General features: G+C 72.7%; 16 protein-coding genes and 1 pseudogene. 5 read left to right on the top strand and 12 right to left on the bottom strand.

Annotated features, from left to right (window positions below):
* Positions 1 to 143 precede the first annotated feature (143 nt).
* The 3 genes from D7044_RS20125 to D7044_RS20115 are packed head-to-tail and all read right to left on the bottom strand — an operon-like array spanning position 144 to position 3,534.
* Entirely contained in the window at positions 144 to 2,342 is a 2,199-nt protein-coding gene (locus D7044_RS20125) for an FtsX-like permease family protein (RefSeq protein ID WP_120689881.1), read from the bottom strand.
* A complete protein-coding gene (locus tag D7044_RS20120) occupies positions 2,339 to 3,010 on the bottom strand; it encodes an ABC transporter ATP-binding protein (RefSeq protein WP_120689880.1) in 672 nt (223 codons plus the stop codon). The genes D7044_RS20125 and D7044_RS20120 overlap by 4 nt, the downstream gene beginning before the upstream one ends.
* Positions 3,007 to 3,534 carry a PadR family transcriptional regulator gene (locus D7044_RS20115; protein ID WP_120689879.1) on the bottom strand — a complete coding sequence of 176 codons (528 nt, stop codon included), beginning with the start codon at positions 3,532 to 3,534 and terminating at the stop codon, positions 3,007 to 3,009. The genes D7044_RS20120 and D7044_RS20115 overlap by 4 nt, the downstream gene beginning before the upstream one ends.
* A gap of 130 nt (positions 3,535 to 3,664) precedes the next feature.
* Here D7044_RS20115 and D7044_RS20110 point away from each other — a divergent pair, with 130 nt between their 5' ends.
* Entirely contained in the window at positions 3,665 to 4,132 is a 468-nt protein-coding gene (locus D7044_RS20110) for a hypothetical protein (RefSeq protein WP_120689878.1), read from the top strand.
* A 116-nt stretch (positions 4,133 to 4,248) separates the two neighbouring features.
* Here the strand turns inward: D7044_RS20110 and D7044_RS20105 are convergent, their stop codons facing one another.
* The 3 genes from D7044_RS20105 to D7044_RS20095 form a co-directional block, all read right to left on the bottom strand.
* Complete coding sequence (locus tag D7044_RS20105) at positions 4,249 to 4,617, bottom strand: YciI family protein (RefSeq protein WP_120677771.1); 369 nt, start codon at positions 4,615 to 4,617, stop codon at positions 4,249 to 4,251.
* A 104-nt stretch (positions 4,618 to 4,721) separates the two neighbouring features.
* Entirely contained in the window at positions 4,722 to 5,954 is a 1,233-nt protein-coding gene (locus D7044_RS20100; protein ID WP_120690034.1) for an RNA polymerase sigma factor, read from the bottom strand.
* Positions 5,955 to 6,080: 126 nt separating this feature from the next.
* Entirely contained in the window at positions 6,081 to 6,623 is a 543-nt protein-coding gene (locus D7044_RS20095; protein WP_120689877.1) for a hypothetical protein, read from the bottom strand.
* Between the two features lie 183 nt (positions 6,624 to 6,806).
* Here D7044_RS20095 and D7044_RS20090 point away from each other — a divergent pair, with 183 nt between their 5' ends.
* Positions 6,807 to 7,244, top strand: a complete 438-nt coding sequence (locus tag D7044_RS20090) for a VOC family protein (RefSeq protein WP_120673184.1) — start codon at positions 6,807 to 6,809, stop codon at positions 7,242 to 7,244.
* Between the two features lie 30 nt (positions 7,245 to 7,274).
* Here D7044_RS20090 and D7044_RS20085 read toward each other — a convergent pair whose 3' ends face one another.
* Together D7044_RS20085 and D7044_RS20080 are read right to left on the bottom strand one after the other, a co-directional pair.
* Positions 7,275 to 8,564, bottom strand: coding sequence for a hypothetical protein (locus tag D7044_RS20085; protein WP_120689876.1), 1,290 nt, complete (start codon positions 8,562 to 8,564; stop codon positions 7,275 to 7,277).
* A gap of 99 nt (positions 8,565 to 8,663) precedes the next feature.
* A complete protein-coding gene (locus D7044_RS20080; RefSeq protein WP_120673186.1) occupies positions 8,664 to 9,140 on the bottom strand; it encodes a WapI family immunity protein in 477 nt (158 codons plus the stop codon).
* A 49-nt stretch (positions 9,141 to 9,189) separates the two neighbouring features.
* Between D7044_RS20080 and D7044_RS33300 the strand changes: the two genes are divergently transcribed.
* Both D7044_RS33300 and D7044_RS20075 read left to right on the top strand, forming a co-directional pair.
* The gene (locus D7044_RS33300; RefSeq protein WP_267900746.1) at positions 9,190 to 9,321 is read left to right on the top strand and encodes a hypothetical protein; all 132 of its coding nucleotides are present in this window, start codon (positions 9,190 to 9,192) and stop codon (positions 9,319 to 9,321) included.
* A complete protein-coding gene (locus D7044_RS20075) occupies positions 9,318 to 9,911 on the top strand; it encodes a hypothetical protein (protein WP_120689875.1) in 594 nt (197 codons plus the stop codon). Before D7044_RS33300 ends, D7044_RS20075 begins: the two co-directional genes overlap by 4 nt.
* A gap of 127 nt (positions 9,912 to 10,038) precedes the next feature.
* Here the strand turns inward: D7044_RS20075 and D7044_RS20070 are convergent, their stop codons facing one another.
* The 3 genes from D7044_RS20070 to D7044_RS20060 form a co-directional block, all read right to left on the bottom strand.
* The gene (locus tag D7044_RS20070) at positions 10,039 to 11,034 is read right to left on the bottom strand and encodes an NADPH:quinone oxidoreductase family protein (RefSeq protein ID WP_120689874.1); all 996 of its coding nucleotides are present in this window, start codon (positions 11,032 to 11,034) and stop codon (positions 10,039 to 10,041) included.
* 159 nt (positions 11,035 to 11,193) lie between these two features.
* Positions 11,194 to 12,354 (bottom strand): hypothetical protein, encoded by a 1,161-nt coding sequence (locus tag D7044_RS20065; RefSeq protein ID WP_120689873.1) that lies wholly within the window; start codon positions 12,352 to 12,354, stop codon positions 11,194 to 11,196.
* A gap of 236 nt (positions 12,355 to 12,590) precedes the next feature.
* Complete coding sequence (locus D7044_RS20060) at positions 12,591 to 14,969, bottom strand: acylase (protein ID WP_120689872.1); 2,379 nt, start codon at positions 14,967 to 14,969, stop codon at positions 12,591 to 12,593.
* A gap of 232 nt (positions 14,970 to 15,201) precedes the next feature.
* Between D7044_RS20060 and D7044_RS20055 the strand changes: the two genes are divergently transcribed.
* Complete coding sequence (locus D7044_RS20055; protein WP_120689871.1) at positions 15,202 to 16,755, top strand: gluconokinase; 1,554 nt, start codon at positions 15,202 to 15,204, stop codon at positions 16,753 to 16,755.
* 21 nt (positions 16,756 to 16,776) lie between these two features.
* On the opposite strand, the pseudogene D7044_RS20050 reads toward D7044_RS20055, so the two are convergent.
* A pseudogene (locus D7044_RS20050) lies at positions 16,777 to 16,903 on the bottom strand (IS5 family transposase); the annotation flags it as partial.

Genomic DNA, 16,903 nt, shown 5'->3' with positions numbered 1-16,903 from the left:
GTAGGTGACGAGCGAGGTCGGGAGAGCTGAGCGAGGGTTGACGCGGAGATTGCCGAACCACGAAGACTGCCGGGCCGTACGTCATAGCCGCGACGGCCGGAGGGGCTCAGCGAATCCGCCGAGCCCCTCCCCCCCGTTCGGGCTTACTCGTTGCGGGCGGTCTCCGGGCCGGTGATGCGGCCCAGCAGCGGCAGCGTCGACGCGACGATGCCCAGCGACACCACCAGCCCGCCGGCCACCAGCAGCCAGAACGTCGGCTTCGGCGCGAGCAGCGGGTAGTCCAGCTGCGCCCGCAGGAACAGGTGCGCGGCCAGGAAGCCCATCCCGATCGCCACCACGGAGACGACGAGCAGCGGCACGACAGTCTCCAGCGCCACCACCCGGCGCAGGGTGCGCAGCCGTACGCCGGTGAGGCGCAGCATGCTGAACGGCCGTCTCCGGTCGCTCAACCCACCGGCGACGCTCACCGCCAGGCTGCACCCGGCGATCGGCAGGCTGGCGAGCATCACCACATTGGCCAGCTGCTGGAACTGCACCAGTTGCCGGGCCCCATTCGCCTCCCATTCGGCGCCGCTGGCCGGGAAGCCCCTCAGCGGGAACGCGTTGCCCAGGATCGTGCGGGCCTGCTCGAACGCCGATGGGCTGGTGGTGTTGACGACCACCGACAGGATCGGCTGCCGGTCGACCTCGCCCGGCGCGATGTCGGCGGCGTCCCAGACGTAGCCGCCGTCGGCGAGGTCATCGGCGCTGAGCCCGATCAGGTCGACGGGCACCTCGGCGACCTGGGCACCGGCCGGGCACCTGCCGAACACCGCCAGATGGTCGAGTTCGGCGCAGGTGACCAACCCCTGCCACCAGTCCGGGTCCGGGTTGTACCGCACCACCGTCACACTGCGCACGCCGGAGATCGTGGCGAGCCCGGCCGGGACCTGGTCGGCGGTCGGCGCCGGTCCGTCCTCGGGCCAGAACACCTTCGACAGTGACGTGGCGGCCACCTCGGTGGTGCTCGGTGCGGTGCGGTTGGCGACGTACGTGGTGATGGTGCCGGTTGCCACGCTGGTCACGAAGAGCGCCACGATCAGCCCGCTGACCGAACGGAAGCCGGCCTTCGGGTTGTCCGCGAGCCGCCGCCCCGCGATGAGCGTTGCGGGCCGGCTCGCCCGCCCGGCCATCACCCGGGCGCCCATCATGGTCAGCCACGGCCCGGCGAGCACCAGGCCGACCAGGATCAGCAGGAACCCGGAGAGGTACGCGGTGAGCTGGCCGTTGGTGGAGGCGGGGCGACGACCGATGAAGTACGCCAGCTCGGCGAGCCCGACGACCAGCGGGATGAGCCGCCAGGCGCGGGGCGGCTTCGGCGTGACGCGACGGCTCACGCCCAGCGGCGAGATCTGCACCCGACGCAGCGCCAGCCAGGACGCCACGACCGCGCCGAGTGGGATGCCGAGCGCGACCAGCAGCACGTCGACGGCGGTGAGGGACAGGTCGGCGGCGAAGAACCGATCGCCGGTGAATGGGATCGTCGCGACGGCCGGCCGAAGGGCGAGGAACAGGCCGAACCCGACGGCCGTGCCCACGGCGGCCGCGATGGTGGACTCCACGGCCGAGATGACGGAGATCTGCCGTGGCGTGGCGCCGACCAGCCGCATCGCGGCGAAGCGCTGCTCGCGGCGGGTCGCGGCCAGCCGGGTGGCGGTGCCGATGAAGATGAGCACCGGGAAGAGCAGCGCGGCGGCGACGACGGAGAGTACGAGCGTCATGGCATCGCGGTTGTAGCCGAGGTAGCAGCCGTTGGGGCAGTTGCTCGGTGCGGTGGCCATGATCTGGGTGACCTGCTGGCCGCCGAGTTGCTCCAGCTCGGCCGGGGTGCGGCCGACGACGACCAGCAGCGAGTCCGGGGAGGGTAGCGCCGCCTGGCCGATCGTGCCGATGCCGTGGCCGGGGAAGCGGTCCGCGAGCTCCGCGGCGGGGGTGGCCCGCAACAGCTCGTCGAGGGCGGGTGAGACGTAGTACTCGCCCGGCCCGGGTAGGCGCGGCAGGCCCGGTGGGACGGGCGCGTCCGGGCCCGTCGCGGCCAGGTCGACCCGGCCGATGGAGTCGCCGTGGTGGTAGTCCTCCCGGATCAGCCACCACACCGGATCGACCGACGGATCGGAGGAGGGGGACGCGACGGCGGTGTTGAGCCAGGCGTAGCGCTGGTTCTGTGCGCCTACCGCGTTCATGCCGGCGAGGGTCGTGAGGAGCATGCCGACGCCGAGCGCGACCGCGGTGGCGATGACGACGAGCCGGGCGGCGGCCTCCCGGCCGCCGGAGAGCGACAGTCGTATCGCGAACCGGATCACGAGCGCACCAGCGCGTTCACCTTGCCGTCGCGGACGATGACCTGCCGGTCGGCGTACGCGGCGACCCGGGCGTCGTGGGTCACGAGGACGACGGTGGTGCCCTGCTCCCGGGCCGAGGCGACGAGGAGGTCCATGACCTGCTCGCCGGTGAGCGAGTCGAGCGCCCCGGTCGGCTCGTCGGCGAAGAGCGCCCCCGGCCGGGCGACCAGGCCACGGGCGAGCGCGACGCGTTGGGCCTGCCCGCCGGAGAGCTCACCCGAGCGGCGCCGCTCCAGCCCGGCCAGACCGAGCCGGGCGAACCAGGGTCGGGCCTGCTCGAGCGCGGCGGCCCGCTTCACGCCGTTGAGCAGCAGCGGCAGGGCCACGTTCTCCTCGGCGGTCAGCTCCGGCACGAGTTGACCGAACTGGAACACGAACCCGAACTGCTGCCGACGCAGGACGCTGCGCTCGTTCTCGCTGAGGTTGTCGATCCGGCGGCCGTCGAAGTGGATCTCACCGGCGTCCGGCGCCAGGATCCCGGCCAGGCAGTGCAGCAGGGTCGACTTCCCGGAGCCGCTCGGGCCCATGATGGCGACGATCTCGCCCGGGGCCACCGAGACGCTGGCGCCCCGCAGCGCCGGGGTCTCCCCGAAGGAGAGGACGACGTCGCGCGCCTCGATCGGCTTCATCGCCCCGCCACCGTTTCCCGCAGGGCGTCCAGCCGGGCGACAGTGGTGTCGATCCAGTGCAGGTCGGCCTCGAGGTGGAACAGGCCGTGGTCGGCGAGCATGGTGTCGACGAGGTCGCCGCCGCGCTTGATCTCGGTGAGTTCCGTCATCCGGCGCAGGTGGGTGGCGCGTTGGACGTCGAGGTACTCCTCGGCGGGGCGGCCGAGCATGAGCGCCAGGACGACCTTGGTGAAGAGCACGGTCTGCAGGTTGGGTTCGGCATCGACCGGCTCGGTGAGCCAGGACTCGACGTCGGTCGCGCCGCGCTCGGTGATGACGTAGCGCTTGCGTTCGGGGCCGACGCCCGGTTCGACCTCGCCGACCACGATCTTCCCGTCCCGGACGAGGCGGCTGAGAGTGGCATACACCTGGCCGAACGGCAGGGGCTTGCCGCGGCTGAAGAAGGTGTCGTAGTCGCGCTTCAACTCGTAGCCGTGGCTGGGCTCGCGGTCGAGCAGGCCGAGGAGGGTCATGGGAACGCTCATGCGCTCACCATACCCTGAGCGTATACCTCGCGTATATACCTTCGGGGCGTACCGGCTTACCGCCAGCCCGGGAAGTGTCCGTGGGCGCCGATACCATCCCAGCGCTCACCCCTCGACGATGGAGCTTTCGATGTCCGACACTCCCTTGACCGACGCCCGCAACCCCGCTGACGTGGTGACCGGCATGGTTCAACAGGTCCTTGAGATGGCCCAGACCTGGACGCACTGGGACGGGCAGCCGCGGCCGGTGGACGACCGGGTCTACACCCCGCACAAGGCGATCCGGCGGGTCACCGACCATCTCATCGACCACCTGGCCGAGATCGAAGCGCGAATCGCCGGCGTACCGACGATCCCGGATCACTGGCACGCTTCCGCGATCACCACACCCGCCGACCTGGCGCCGTTCACTCCCGAGGATCTTGACGAGGCACGCAGCCGGCTGACCCGGCTCGCGCAGATCTTCGAGGTCAGGCTTCGACGGCTCTCGGACGCCGAGCTCGACCAGCGGCAAGCCGACGCCTGGTCGATTCGGCAGATCGCCTTCCATCAGGAGGAGTCCCTCTACTACGCCAAGGCCATCGGCAGCTTGAGCTGACGGTCCGTCACCACATCACGCACCGCCACTCCCAGAAACGCCTGGTTCGGGGCGCGGACCCATCCGGTCCGCGCCCCGACCAGCGCCCGGCTCAGCACCGGGCGACGATCCGCCGATCAGTCGACCGGGCCCTCGTTGACGCGACGGACGTCGACCTCGACGTCCACGCCGTCGGCGATGAAGAGGTCGACGAAGCGCCTCGCCCACTCCATCGCCTCGTCCTTGTCCCGCACCTCCATCAGCGCGAAGCCGGCGATGAGCTCCTTGGTCTCGGTGAACGGGCCGTCGATGACGGTCGTCTTGCCCTTCTCGACGGTGATGCGGCCGGACTCCTTGCTGCTCTTCAGCAGCCCCTCGCCCGCCAGCAGCACACCGGCCTGCGCGGCCTCACCGACGAAGGCGCCCATCCGCTCGATGAACTCCGGGCTGGGGTCGAAGGTGCCGGGCTGGTCCTCGTCGAGCTTGTGCATCAGCATGTAACGCATCTGAAGAAGGTCCTCTCAAAAGCGGGTCTTGGTGGCTCTCACTGACGCGTCGATCGCGCCGGCCGGGATCCGACATCAGATCCCCGGAATGTCTGTGACGGCGGTCACACCTCGGTCGAGGGGGTGGCCGCGTGTGACTCGGCGCTGGCGGCGGCCCGCCCGAGCAGCAGGTTCCGCTCCCGTGCGTTGCCGGCCAGCGCGGCGGCGCGCTCGAACTCGCGCCGCGCCTCGTCGTACCGTCCGAGCTGCGCGAGCAGGTCACCGAGCACGCTGGGCAGCAGGTGATACTGCGCCAGCGCCGGCTCGTCGGCCAGCGCCCGGGCCGCCTCCAGACCGGCGGTGGGACCGTGGGCCTGGGCGATCGCCACGGCCCGGTTCAGCTCCACGACGGGCGAGGGCACGAGCCGGGCCAGCTCCGCGTAGAGCGCGGCGATCCGCTCCCAGTCGGTCTCCTCCGGGGTGTACGCCCGCGCATGGCAGGCGGCGATCTCGGCCTGGAGGGCGTACGGGCCGGGCTGGTCGGTGCGGGCCCGGTCGAGGGCGGCGAGCCCGCGTCGGATCAGCACCCGATCCCAGCGGCTGCGGTCCTGGTCGTTGAGGAGGATCGGCTCGCCGTCGGGGCTGGTGCGGGCGCGCAACCGGGACGCCTGGATCTCCAGCAGCGCGGCGAGGCCGTGCACCTCCGGCTCGCCGGGCATCAGGCCCTGCAGTTGCCGGGCCAGCCGCAGCGCCTCCTGGCACAGCGCCGGACGCATCCAGTCGTCGCCGGCGGTGGCCGCGTACCCCTCGTTGAAGACCAGGTACACGACCTCCAGCACCGAGCCGAGGCGCTCGGCCCGCTCGTCCGGGCCGGGAACCTCGAACGGCACCCGGGCGTCGGCGAGCGTCTGCTTGGCGCGGGTGATCCGCTGCCCGATGGTGGATTCGGTGCTGAGGAAGGCGCGGGCGATCTCGCCGGTGGTGAGACCACCGACCAGCCGCAGCGTCAGGGCGGCCCGCGCGATCGGCGAGAGCACCGGATGGCAGGCCACGAAGACGAGCCGGAGCAGGTCGTCCTCGATCCGGTCCTCGACGGCCGCGTCGAAGTCGACGGTCACCTGCTCGTCGAGGTCACGGCCGAGCGCGTCCACCACCCGCTCGCCGGTCTGCCGGCGGCGCACCAGGTCGACGGCCCGTCGCTTGCCCACGGTCGTCAGCCACGCGCCGGGGTTCGCCGGTACGCCCTCGCGCGGCCACTGTTCGAGGGCGGCGACCAGCGCGTCCTGGGCCAACTCCTCGGCCTGCCCGACGTCGCGGACGATTCCGGCGATGGCGGCGACGATCCGCCCGGCCTCCATCCGCCACACCGTGTCGATGGTGCGCCGCACCGCTGACTCTGCCACGCACTACATGACAGCACGCCGCCGACCGAGGCCGGTCCGGGCCTCGCCCGACGGGTGCCCGCCGTCGACCGGCGGGCACGACTATCCGGTGATCGTCACCTCGACCGGCACACCCTGTTGCACGTCGAGCACGGTCCGCTCCGCCAGCGGCCGGTCGAGCCGCACAGTCTCCGTCCGCCACGCCGCTATCGCCGGGCAGATCCCCGCTCCACCACGGGCGCGTTCGGTGACGATCACGGTCACCGCGGTGGGCGACTCGACCGTCTCGGCGGTGTAGTCCGCCCCGCACGGCTCGCTCGCCGGCCCGGGGGCCCCGTAGAACGTGACCGTTAGTCGACGCCCGTCTCGGGTGGTCGCGGCCGACTCCACGACGTGCGCGCCCAGCGCCTCGCCCGGGTTCCACGGGGAAGGTGTCATCGTGACGGGCGCGCCGCCCGCCTGCTGGATCGTCTCGTCGTAGCGGGCCAGCGCCTCCCGCGCCTGCTGCCGCAGCCGCTCCATGCTCGTCGGTTTCGCGACGGGGGCGGGGCCGCCAACGGCGCGGTCGGCCGTCGGCCCGCAGCCGGCCACCAGCACCAGCACCGAGCCGACCAGCAGGGATCCGGGTACGAGACTTCGACGCATACCCCTCCGACGTACCCCACGGGGCTCCGGTTCCGTTCGTCCCGGCCGAGCCCGCCGCGCCGGTCGCGTGTCGCCGGTCGCCGTCAGGGGCAGGGCCTAGCGTGGGGACGACGACCGACCGGAGGAACGCCGATGATCGATCATCTCTCCATTCAGATCCGCGACCACAGCCCGGAGTGACCGATGGAGCAGCGGATAAGTCTCGTCACCCTCGGCGTCGCCGACCTGCCACGGGCCCGAACCTTCTACGAGCGGCTCGGCTGGCACGGCCAGCAGGTCGAGGAGACGGTCTTCCTCCAGGCCGGCGGGTTGGCGCTGGTGCTCTGGGGTCGCGACAAGCTGGCCGCCGACGCCGGCGTCGACGATCCGGGCGATGACGGTTTCGGCGGGATCACGCTGGCGCAGAACATGCGCTCCCGCGCCGAGGTCGACGACGCGCTCGCCGCGGCCGCCTCGGCCGGGGCCACCGTGACGCGGCCGCCCCGCGAGACGTTCTACGGCGGCTACGCGGGCTGCTTCACCGACCCCGACGGACACGTCTGGGAGATCGCCTGGAATCCGGGCTTTCCGCTCGCCCCCGACGGCACCCTCACCGTCCCCGACTTCGGCACCAGCGGGTGACCCGCGGCCCGGACCGGCCGGCAGCGCGGATCAGTCGTCGTCGCGCGGGCAGAGCAGCGGGTCCAGCAGCGGCAACCTGAGCGGGTCGAGGCAGACGGTGAGCAGGCGCTCATGGTCGTCGGCCGGCGCGGTGGTCGGATCGGGCGCGGGCGTCGCCGGCGGCGGGCTGCTGCTCGGCGGCTTGCTCGGCGACGGAGCGGCGCTGGACGGCGGGGCGGTGCTGGGCGGGGCCGCAGGGGCGGGCGACGTCGGGGCGGCGGGCGCCACCGGCGCCGTGCCGGGGCGGGAACCGCCGCCGTCGCCCCCGGTCGCCGGACGGCCGGTCGACCCGGCGGCTGTCGCTCGCGGACCGGTCGCCGGCTCGGCCCCGCCGCCGGAGGTGCCTCCGGGTGCCGGGGCGTCGGTGGGCGCGACCGCGCCGCCGGGCGCGCCGGGCGCCGGGGTGAGGGTCGGGATGACCGCGCCGATCCCCATCGGCAGCTCGACGGCGCTCCTGCCGTCCGCCTCGGCCCGGTACAGCGGAACCTTCTCCTCCGCCCCGTAGGCGCCGGCGGTCACCGTCGCGAACGCCGCGGCGGCGACGGCGGCGACCGCGGCGACGCGCCGGCCGGGTCGCCGCGCGGTCAGCGGGGCCTGCCACGGCTCGACCGGCACCGGTGGCATCGGACGCTCGCGGTGCTGGGTGGCCAAAAGCGCGTCGAGTTCGGCGATGACGTCGTCCCGGCGGCCGGCGGCGGAGGCGAGGGCCAGGGCGAGGTAGAAGCGGGTGTTCGCCACGACGGCGGCCGGCACCCGCAGCCCGGTGAGCCGACCGGGTCGGCTCGGGTGCAGGAGGGTGAGCGGCGCGTCCGGGTGGTGGGCGGGCGCGACGAGGTCCGCGTACCACCACTCGCGGCGGACCTCGCGGCCGGCGAACGCCACCCGGCGGCTGGTGACGACGGCGACGCCGGTGTCCGCGACCCGCAGGCCCTTCGGCAGCGTACGGCTCGACGCGTCGTGCGGCCCGACGCTGAGCGCGGGCTGCGGCAGCCCGGGGGCGTGCCGGGCCACCACCTCGATCAGCTCCGCGGCGGGGATGATCCGGAAGACGAGTTCGTAGGGGTCGAGCTGCACGGGCAGCCCGGTGCGGGGCTCGGTGCAGCCGAGGAAGGTGGCCGCCTCGATCCGCTGCCGGGTCAGCTCGTCGACGCGGTGGCGCCACGTCTCGAGTTCGGCGTGGTGGGCGCGCCGGCGGCGGTCGTTCTCGCGGTCCGCCCAGGCGGCGCGCCAGGTCGGCAGCGCGGTCGCCGGTACAAGGGTGCCGGGTGATGTGGTGGTCACGCGCGGTACAACCGCTCGCGTAGGCGACAGGAAACGCACGAGGGATCGATGCTTCCCTTTATTCCTTTAAGAGAGATTTGGCCGTCACGACCCGGACGGTCAGGAGATGACCCGTTGCGGGTACGCCTCCACCTCCCGCTCCCACTGCTCGGCCGCCAGGGCGAGGGCATCGGCGGAGATGGTCAGCGTAAGCGGGTACACCGCGTGCAGCGGACGGCGCATCCACGGGGGTAGCGACGCGGCGGAGAACTCCACTGTCAGCTCCATCCGGCGGCGGCGAATGACCCGGGTGCGGAACGCGAGGTTCGGCTCGGTGAACCGCAGCAGCGCGGTGGGCGCGGCCCCCATCTCGGCCTGCAGGTGCAGCCAGTCGCCGAGGATTCCGGCCTCGGCGACGGTGAGACAGGGGTTGCAGTGGGACCAGGCCTGGCCGTCCGCGGTCCGGGCGTCCGCCTCGATGAGGAGCCAGTCGTCCCAGCCCGCCGCCTGTTCGGCATCGACCGGCGGCTCGACGCCCGGCTGGTAGCCGACCGGCCGGATCCTCAGCCGCGCACCGTCGTCGGAGCGCATCTCCATACGCCCCATCATCTAGGACAGAAGTGCTATTAGTGGCTAAAACGGGCGCATGATCAGCGGGGACGGTCGTCCGGCGCCGACCCGGACCGCCCGGGGCGGGCTCGGGGGCGGTGAACTCCGGGGCGGATACGGGGAGACCCCGATGCCGGTCGCGCACCTCTCGGCCACGCTGGAGGAATGACTGTCGCCAATACCCGGGTCACCGTACGGCCGGTCTCCTGGACGCGGCTGGCCGCCGTCACCGCACCGCTCCTGCTCCTGCTCTACGGGGTCAGCCGTCTCGCCGACGGCCTGGACGGCGACCGCGGTCCCGGTCCGGCCTGGAACTTCGGCCACACCAGCTTCCTCATCTCGATCGTCGCCTTCGCCGTCCTGGCCGTGGAGCTGCGGCGCCTGCTGCTCGCCGCCACACCGCGCCTGCACACGCTCACCGACATCGCCACCGCGGCGACGCTCGTCGGCGCCGCGAGCTTCCTCTGGGTGATCCTCGGCGACCTCTTCGCCGGGTTCGCTCAGACGGCGCCCCTGCCCGACCCCCTCTACCTCGCCGGGCCGCTGCTCTTCCAACTCGGCCTGCTGACGCTGCTCGTCCGGGCCGCCACCGTCCGACCCCGCCGGCTGCCGCGCTGGGCCCCGCCGCTGGTCCTGGTCGGCTTCCTGGCGCTCGGGGCCAACCTCGACCTGCTGCCGGTCGGCGCGGCGCTCATCTTCGCCGGCCTGCTGCCGCTGCGCCCGCACCCCGAGCCGCACGGTCTGCCCGATCGCGACTAGCCCAAGGACGTCGACGCCGGGCGACCTCTCCGGCGGCCCGCTACCCGATCGAGCTGCGGCGACAACGGCCGAGAGCCTGATACCTCTGAGGCATATTCATGCCGCAGAGATATCAGGCTGTTTTCGCCTAGGCCGCCGCGACCCGGACCACGGACTTGCCCGCCCCCGGGGCGGTCTGGTTCGCGACCATCCGCGGCACCTCGTCGAAGTCGTAAACCGCGCCCACCGGTGTGGTGATGACGCCGCGCTCGGCCAGGTCGGCGAGGCGCTGCCAGACGGCGGCCTCCGCCTGCGGATCCTCCTGAGGCATGGAGAGCACGCCGACAACGGTCTGGTTACGCAGCATCAGCTCCATCGGATTCAGCGCCACGGGGGTGCCGCTGGCCAGGCCGACGACGGCGATACGGCCGTTGCGGACGAGACTCCGCATGGCCTCGGCCGCGGTCTCGCCGCCCACCGGGTCGTAGATGATGTCCACACCTCGTCCGTTCGTGATCTCGGCGATTCGAGCGGTGAGGTCCTGCGTGCGGTAGTTCACCCCGTGGTCCGCGCCGTACCGGGCGCAGAACTCCAGCTTCTCGGCGCTGCCGGCCACCGCGATCACGGTCGCGCCCAGTGCCTTGCCCAGCTGAATGGCGGTGGCACCACTGCTGCCGGCCGCGCCCAGGATCAGCAGTGTCTGCCCCGCCTCGACCGGGGCGCGCTCGACCAGACCCGCGTACGCCGTTCGAAATCCGATCGGGAACCCGCCGGCCTGCTCGTCCGTCATTCCCGCAGGGATCCGGACGGTCGATGTCTCTCTCAGGTAGGCGTAGTCGGCGTACCCTCCCCAGCCCTTGAGGAATTCGGTGATACCCGCCACCTGGTCACCCACCGTGAACCGAGAGCCCGCCGGTACGGCGACGACCTTGCCGCACGCCTCCTCGCCGAGCCCGAACGGAGGATCGCCGAGCAGCGGGAACTTTCCTGCCGTCATCATCGCGTCGGGAAACCCGGCACCCGCGGCTCGCACCCGGATGAGCACCTGTCCCGGGGACGGTTCGGGCCAGGTGAGTTCCTGAAGTTCGATCGCCTCTTCCGGCGCGCCGAACCGCACCACGCGCCACGCACGACCAGAAAACATCTCGCTCCCCGCTGTTCCGGTGCCGACAACATCTCATCACGACCGTGCCGGCTGCCACGTTCACCGGTGACGACTTCGACACAGCCCAGAGCGGCCGGGTCGCGGGACGGGGCACGGCCGAGATTGAACCAAGCCCGCTACCGATCCGGAAGGTGCGGGTCAGGTCCAGACCGTGCGGCGTACGCCACGGTGCTCGGCGCAGGCGTTGCGGGAGCCACCGGTCAGGCTCACCGCGCCGTCGCGGCACTGCACCAGGTAACCCCGTCCGGCCCAGAACTCCTGGGCGCAGTCGAAGTGGTCGCAGACTTCGGCGTCCGGCTCGCGGATCCGGTCGCCGCCGCAGAAGTCGTACCCCATCGGGTTGCGTGGGGCGCCGCAGAGCCGCTCGCCTTGCGGCGACGGGGAGGCGCTGGTGCGCTCCGGCTTCGGTTTCGGTTTCGGCGTCGCCGAGGTCGAGGTGGCCGGCTCGGCCCTGGCCAGCATGGGAGCGGCCGGGGGTGTGGCCCGCGGAGTGGGGTCGGGAGTGGCGGCGATCGCCACCTCCGCGCCCGGGTCGGACGGGCCCGACTCGATGAGCGCGGCGGGCACCAGCAGGGCGACGGCAGCGGCGACCGCGACGGTACGCCGGCCACCGGGCACCAGCCCGGAGAGTCGCGCCTGCGCCGGGGTGGCGACGGCCGGTCGGAACGGCTTGAGCTGCGCGTGCTCGTCGATCAGCTCGTCGAGCTGCGCCCGCACCGCGTCGCGCTGCTCGATCGCGTCGGCGAACGCCAGGGTCAGCTTGAACCGGAAGTCGGCCGCGGCCGCGACGGGCAGCAGCACTCCGCTGGTGCGGCGACGGTCGAGCGTCTGGATCAGCGTGACGGGCGCCGCCGGGTCGTGGGCGAGTCCGGTCATCTTCCCGTACGCCCAGTCGCGCCGGCCCCGCCCACCGAGCAGCACCAGGCGGCGGCTGGTGACGACGGCCATCCCGGCGTCGGCGACCCGTATCCCGTCGGGGCGGCGCGGGCGAAGCGGCGTCGCCTCGACACCGACGGCGAGGTCTGGCGCGGGCAGCACACCGCTGTGTCGCACCTCGACCAGCTGCACGGCCGGCCACACCCAGAGGACCACCTCGTCGGAGGCGAGTTCGAGCGGCAGGCCGATGCCGGCGGCCGCGGAGCCCTGGAAGTCGGCGGCGAGCGCGCGCAGGCGGCACAGCTCGTCGTTGCGCCGCCGCCAGGTGGCTTCGGCGCCGCGGTACGTCTGGTGCCGGCGCTCGTTCTGCCGATGCGCCCAGCGGTACCGCCAAGTGGAACCCGTCGAATCAGTCCTTGCCATGCCGACTCCTTCGCCGCGCAGGCCACCAATCGGGGTGTCACTTGTGTCAACTGCACCGACCTTCGGCCCGGCCCCGCCAACATGGAGCAAATACCCGAACGGTGGGTCAATTTGGACGATAGGTCGGTTTTGCAGCACAAATTGCTTCTGTTCGGGCGTGTCGCGCGACGCCGGGCCGCAGGACGCGCCGCGCCCGCCGGTCCGAGCTGGTCCGGCGGGCGCGGCGCGTCAACGGGTCAGTGCCGGCGGCCCTCCCCCACCCGGTAGGAGCGCAGGTTCGGATCAGCCTTGATCTGCGCCTCGGTGAACTTCACGGTGTCCCACCCCTTGCCCGAGTAGAGCTCGGTCTGATCGGCGTACCAGGGCGAGTTCGGGTTGGTCGACTGCGAGTAGGTGAGGATCTGCCGCCCGGACGGGCCGTTGCGGCCCAGCTCGACGGCCATCACGAAGGACGAGCCGTGCACCACCTTCGGGTAGCCGACCCCCGGTACCCGGTTGTTGACGATCATGTTGAAGATGCCGGCCTCGGCGCGTCCGCCGTGGATCGGGATCCGCCGCTCGCCGCGCGGTTCGGTCTGGACGTCGCCGAGCCGTGCGTCGAGCGCGATGCCGTTTAGACGTCGCACGGCGTCGGCGAGCGCGGTGAGCACCCGCGGATCGGTGCTCGCCAGCCGCCTCGGCGTGTTCACCGGATCGGCGGCCGAGAAGGCGTCGGCGAAGCGCAGACCGCCGGCCAGGGCGAACTCGGTGAAGAGGTGCACGCCCCGGCTGCCCAGATCGGCGTGCAGGTCCCAGCGGCGCAGCGCCGTGCAGGCGGCGCGCAGGTCCACCGTCGTGCCGTCGGAGGCCGCGGCGGAGGGCCGGGCGGTGCAGAGCTGCACCAGGTCGTCGCGGAGCAGCTCACCGCCGTACACCCGGTTGCCGAAGACCGTGCGCCAGAGCCGGTCGGCGGTGAAGCCGCGACCGGGCAGGCCGTCGGTGCCGGCCAGCCGCTGCTGCACCTGGTCCAGCCCGAGCCGGGTGCGCAGGCTGCGCGGAGTGCCCTCGTCGCCGATGATCCGCGGGTAGCCCTCGAGCGGCGCCTTCGGGTTCGCCAACCAGTAGCTGTCGTTGGAGTTGGTCACGTAGTCGGTACGGAAACGCACCGGCAGGTTCGCCGGCCCGAAGATGCCGGGCACGGCGGCGTCCCGGTCGGAGCCGAGCGCGCACGCCGACCGCGAACCGTCGAGCACCGCCTGGCCGCTGTTCGCGTACATCGCCCGGAACGCGGCCGGGATGCAGGCGGCGGCGAGCGCGTCGGTGACCCGAGGGATCACCGAGTGATCGGCGTAGAGCGCCTCGCCGCGGGCATCGGCGGCGATCACGTTCACCCACGGCAGGAACTGGTAGCGGTCGAGCACCCGGGTCATCTCCCGCACGGTCGAGGCGCGGCCCATCTGGAGCCAGCCGTCGAAGGCCCGGTTGTTGCCGGCGTTGATGTCGGTGATGGCGTACGCGGTGCTGGTCGTCCAGTCGAAGCTGCCCGGCACCACCACGACCGGCCCGTAGTGGGTGTCGTGGAAGACCCGGCTGACCGGCACGGGCCGGCCGTCCGGGCCCGGCACCTGGACGGTGACGGTGCGGGTGGTCATCTTCCGCGGCTTGCCGTCGAGGTAGTACGAGGTGGGGTTGCCGGGCACGAGCGCGAGCTGGTGCCAGACGTAGCGGCGGGCCGTGGAGACGGTGTGACTCCAGGCGACCTTGCCGTTGTGTCCGATCTCGACGATCGGGTCGCCGATCAGCGATGCGCCCTCGACGTCGTACCGGCCGGGCACCTTCAGATGCATCCGGTAGAAACGGTCCGCGCCGTCCCACGGGAAGTGCGGATTGGCGAGCACCATCCCACCCCGGTTGGCGGTGGCCGTCTCACCCAGCCCGTAAGCGTTGCTGCCGATCCCGCCGGTGCTGCCTTCGGCGGCGGCGACCACGGCCGCCGCACCCGGCGCGTCCTGCACGGCCGCCGGTCCGGTGGCCCCCGGCGGCGCCGCCGCGACGATCCCGTCCAGCATCGCCGCCGAGCCGGCCCGGACCATGCTCGCCCAGGTGGTGCGCCACACGTCCAGTTCGGTGAGGGGGCGCACCCATCCCCGGCCCCGGCACGCCGGATCGGTCAGCCTCGCCACGCCGGTCTTGCGCAGGTAGGAGTTGTAGCCGGCGGCGAAGCCACGGACCAGGTCGCGGATCTCGTCCGTGGGCGAGTGCACCCCGTCGCGGCGCCCTTCGAGCATCCGCTCCACCGTCCGGTCCTGCGCCACCTTGCGGTAGAAGAGGTCACTGCGGACGTTCGCGTCGGTGGGGCCACTCGCCCCGAACCACCGGGACCGCTCCCCGTTGACCGTCACCGCCGTGTCGGCGATGACGCAGAGATTGTCCTCGGCCTGCACGTAGCCGACCCCGAAGCCGAGACTCGCGAAGTTCGCCGCCGTGATGTGCGGCACCCCGTACGAGGCCCGGCGGATCTCGGCCGAGTAGCCCCCGTCGCGCTGGTGCGCGGCGGCCGGCCCGGCACCGAGCCCGGTGACGACGAGCCCCAGAACGGCGACCGCCGCGCCGAGGCGTACTGCGGGACGTCTCATCGTTCCTCCCCCGTGGCGCCCCCGAACCTCACCGTCCGAGGGACATCGATGATGATCGTTCATTCTGGCCGCCGGTCGGTCCGGCGTACAGCCCCGAGCTGCCCACCGGTCGACCGGCAAGCGGCCGACCCCCACCCTGACCAGCGGTGATCGCCCTCCGTGACGGCCCGCGCCTCGGTAACGTCAGCGACAGCCGGACGCGCCGCAGCCGGCGCACGAGAGGGGTACGGCGATGGCCGGGTCGGGCGGCTCACCGCCGGTGGTGATCGGCGTCGACATCGGCACCACCAGCACCAAGGCCGTCGCCTACGACACGACCGGCCGGCAGCTTGCCACCAACTCGGCCGGCTACCCGCTGGGCGAACCGCAGCCGGGGTACGCCGAGCAGGACCCGCAACGCATCCTGGACGCGGTCGTCACCTCGATCCGCGCCACACTGGCCGAGCTGGACCGCCCGGTGGCCGGCCTCTCGTTCAGCAGCGCGATGCACAGCCTGATCGGGCTCGACGGCGACGGCGACCTGCTCACCCCGTCGATCACCTGGGCCGACTCGCGCGCCAGCCGGCAGGCCGAGCGGCTGCGCGCCGTCCCCTCCGGGCTCGCCCTGCACCGGCGCACCGGAACCCCGATCCACCCGATGGCCCCGCTGCCGAAGCTGCTCTGGTTCGCCGAGCAACAGCCGGCGCTCTTCGACGAGGTCGCCCACTGGGTGGGGATCAAGGACTGGGTGCTGCTGCGCTTCTGCGGGATGCTGGTCACCGACCACTCGATCGCCTCCGGCACCGGCCTGATGGACATCTACCGGCTGGACTGGGACACCGAGGCCCTGGCGATCGCCGGCATCAGCGCGCAGAAGCTGCCGCAGCTGGTCTCCACCACCGCCGTACTGCCCCGGCTCACCGCCTGGGCCGCGTCCGCCACCGGGCTGCCCGAGCGCACCCCGGTCGTGGTCGGCGCGGGCGACGGGCCGCTGGCCAACCTGGGGCTCGGTGCGGTGCACCCGGGCATGGTGGCCTGCTCGATCGGCACCAGCGGCGCGATGCGGGTCATGGTGGAGCACCCCGGCGTCGACCCGCTCGGCGGAGTGTTCTGCTACGCGCTCACCGAGGATCGCTGGGTGGTCGGCGGGGCGATCAACAACGGGGGCATCGTGCTGGACTGGGCCGGCGACGCGCTCGCCCCGGACCTGGGCACGCACGCCGCGGACGAACTGGTCGCCCTCGCCGCCCGCGCGCCGGTCGGCTCCGGCGGGCTCATCATGCTGCCGTACCTGCTCAGCGAGCGCGCGCCGCACTGGAGCGCGCTGCCCCGCGGCGCGTACGTGGGGCTGACCCACGGGCACCGCCGGGAACATCTCGTCCGGTCCGCGATCGAGGGGGTCTGCCAGCAGCTCGCCCTGGTGCTCGCCTCGGTGCGCTCCGCCGGCAACGAGGTGCGCGAGGTCCGGGCCAGCGGCGGCTTCGCCCGCAGCGGCCTGTGGCGGCAGATCCTCGCCGACGCGCTCGGCGTGTCGGTGGCCTTCCCGGCCGAGCACGAGGGGTCGAGCTTCGGGGCGGCGCTGCTCGGCATGCAGGCGCTCGGGCTCATCCCGTCCATCGACGTGGCGGCCGACCTGGTCCGGATCGAGGAGATCATCCGACCCGACCCGGCCGCCGCCGCCACCTACGCGACGCTCCTGCCGCTCTTCGCCGAGCTCTACGACGCGCTGGTGCCCACCTTCACCTCGCTGCGCCGGCTGGCGCCCGGCCTGCCGCCGGAGCCCACCCCCACCTCACCCCCGATGTGACCGACCACCCTGTGCAGGCGCCTAGGTCCTGTCTCGAAGTGCGTGTAGCCACTCGTTGATGGCGGTGACGTGGATGGTGGCTTCGTAGCGGACGGCCAGCTTGTCGTATCGGGTGGCCAGGCCGCGATGGCGTTTGAGCCGGTTGATG

It is taken from the genome of Micromonospora musae (genome assembly GCF_003626635.1).
In the GTDB taxonomy this organism is placed as follows: domain Bacteria; phylum Actinomycetota; class Actinomycetes; order Mycobacteriales; family Micromonosporaceae; genus Micromonospora; species Micromonospora musae.
The sequence above is the reverse complement of the archived record's forward strand: the minus strand, read 5'-3'. Positions and strand labels throughout refer to the sequence as shown.

What these genes read in the sequence shown, in the direction of transcription:
- D7044_RS20120 (WP_120689880.1), bottom strand. Translation starts at nt 3,010, where the DNA reads ATGAAGCCGATCGAGGCGCGCGACGTCGTCCTCTCCTTCGGGGAGACC.
- D7044_RS20115 (WP_120689879.1), bottom strand. Translation starts at nt 3,534, where the DNA reads ATGAGCGTTCCCATGACCCTCCTCGGCCTGCTCGACCGCGAGCCCAGC.
- D7044_RS20110 (WP_120689878.1), top strand. Translation starts at nt 3,665, where the DNA reads ATGTCCGACACTCCCTTGACCGACGCCCGCAACCCCGCTGACGTGGTG.
- D7044_RS20105 (WP_120677771.1), bottom strand. Translation starts at nt 4,617, where the DNA reads ATGCGTTACATGCTGATGCACAAGCTCGACGAGGACCAGCCCGGCACC.
- D7044_RS20100 (WP_120690034.1), bottom strand. Translation starts at nt 5,954, where the DNA reads ATGGAGGCCGGGCGGATCGTCGCCGCCATCGCCGGAATCGTCCGCGAC.
- D7044_RS20095 (WP_120689877.1), bottom strand. Translation starts at nt 6,623, where the DNA reads ATGCGTCGAAGTCTCGTACCCGGATCCCTGCTGGTCGGCTCGGTGCTG.
- D7044_RS20090 (WP_120673184.1), top strand. Translation starts at nt 6,807, where the DNA reads ATGGAGCAGCGGATAAGTCTCGTCACCCTCGGCGTCGCCGACCTGCCA.
- D7044_RS20080 (WP_120673186.1), bottom strand. Translation starts at nt 9,140, where the DNA reads ATGGAGATGCGCTCCGACGACGGTGCGCGGCTGAGGATCCGGCCGGTC.
- D7044_RS33300 (WP_267900746.1), top strand. Translation starts at nt 9,190, where the DNA reads ATGATCAGCGGGGACGGTCGTCCGGCGCCGACCCGGACCGCCCGGGGC.
- D7044_RS20075 (WP_120689875.1), top strand. Translation starts at nt 9,318, where the DNA reads ATGACTGTCGCCAATACCCGGGTCACCGTACGGCCGGTCTCCTGGACG.
- D7044_RS20070 (WP_120689874.1), bottom strand. Translation starts at nt 11,034, where the DNA reads ATGTTTTCTGGTCGTGCGTGGCGCGTGGTGCGGTTCGGCGCGCCGGAA.
- D7044_RS20065 (WP_120689873.1), bottom strand. Translation starts at nt 12,354, where the DNA reads ATGGCAAGGACTGATTCGACGGGTTCCACTTGGCGGTACCGCTGGGCG.
- D7044_RS20060 (WP_120689872.1), bottom strand. Translation starts at nt 14,969, where the DNA reads ATGAGACGTCCCGCAGTACGCCTCGGCGCGGCGGTCGCCGTTCTGGGG.
- D7044_RS20055 (WP_120689871.1), top strand. Translation starts at nt 15,202, where the DNA reads ATGGCCGGGTCGGGCGGCTCACCGCCGGTGGTGATCGGCGTCGACATC.